At 73.9% G+C, this 1,130-nt stretch carries 1 protein-coding gene; it reads left to right on the forward strand.

What is annotated here, in order from left to right; all coding sequences use genetic code 11:
• Window positions 1-1,115 (forward strand): sigma factor-like helix-turn-helix DNA-binding protein (locus tag BFF77_RS20715; protein ID WP_425424403.1); only part of this gene is annotated, 1,115 nt, incomplete at its 5' end.
• Between the last annotated feature and the right edge of the window lie 15 nt (window positions 1,116-1,130).

The raw sequence follows: 1,130 nt of genomic DNA on the forward strand, positions 1-1,130 counted from the left end.
GGCATCTGGGATCCGGCCGGGCATCACGCGATCCGTCGGCCCCCGGGCTCCCGGCCGGATCCCAGATGCCCCTGGCACCCCGGGCACCTCTGGGCCCGTCCTGGGCACGAACCGGAGCGGAGCTGAGGGCACGTGCGGGAACGGGCACCGGCGCCACCGGGGCCGGGGCCGCCGGCCGCACCGACAGCAGAGCCGCGAGGGCCACCGCCAAGAGCAAGAATGCCGACACCAGCACCAGCACCAGCACCAGCACCGAAAGCGGAAACGCCGTCGGCACGGACACCGACATCGGCACCGACGGCAAGCCGCTCACGGCCGAGCAGGCCTTCGACGCGCTGTACGCGTTCGCCGCGCCCTCGCTCCTGCTCCAGGCCTATCTGCTCACCGGGCGGCACTCCCTCTCCCAGGAGTCCGTCGAGCGCGCCTTCCGGCTCGCCTGGCAGCGCTGGCCCGAGGTCGCCGTCGACCGCGATCCGGTGGGCTGGATCCGGGCCGCGTCGCACGAGTACGCGCTGTCGCCCTGGCATCGGATGCGCCGTTCCACCAGGCGTCCCGAGCCCATGCCGGACGAGCAGGACCCGCCCGCCCGGAAGCTGCTCCGCGAGGCACTGCTGGCCCTCCCGCCGTCGTACCGCCGCACGCTGCTGCTCTACGACGGACTCGGCCTCGACCTGCCGGACACCGCGGCCGAGACCGAGGCCAGCACCCCGGCCGCCGCGGGCCGCCTGATGCGCGCCCGTGAAGCCGTCGCCGCCCAGGATCCCGAACTGGCCGACACGGCGCTGCTGCACGAGCGGCTGAGCGCCCTCATCGTGGCCGAGGCACCGCCGAAGCTCATGGCGCCGCGCGCCGTACGGACCGGTTGCGAGCGCCGTTCCAAGCTCTGGACGCGGCTCGCCATCGCCTTCACCGCGCTGATCGTCGGCGCGACGAGCTTCACCCTGGCCACCGCTCCGACGCGGTACGAGGCGCCGCAGGCACCGGGCGAACAGATCGGCGACGTGCCGGTGCCCAGCGGTCCGCAGCGGCTGAGCAAAGAGGATCTGAAGCTGCGCGACAAGCTCCGCACCGAGCTGACGAACGGGCCGCCCCGGCTCGTACCGGAAGCGTTCTGAGCGCCACGCGCGTGG

Origin of the sequence: Streptomyces lushanensis (genome assembly GCF_001700515.1) — a bacterium.
Lineage (GTDB): Bacteria > Actinomycetota > Actinomycetes > Streptomycetales > Streptomycetaceae > Streptomyces > Streptomyces lushanensis.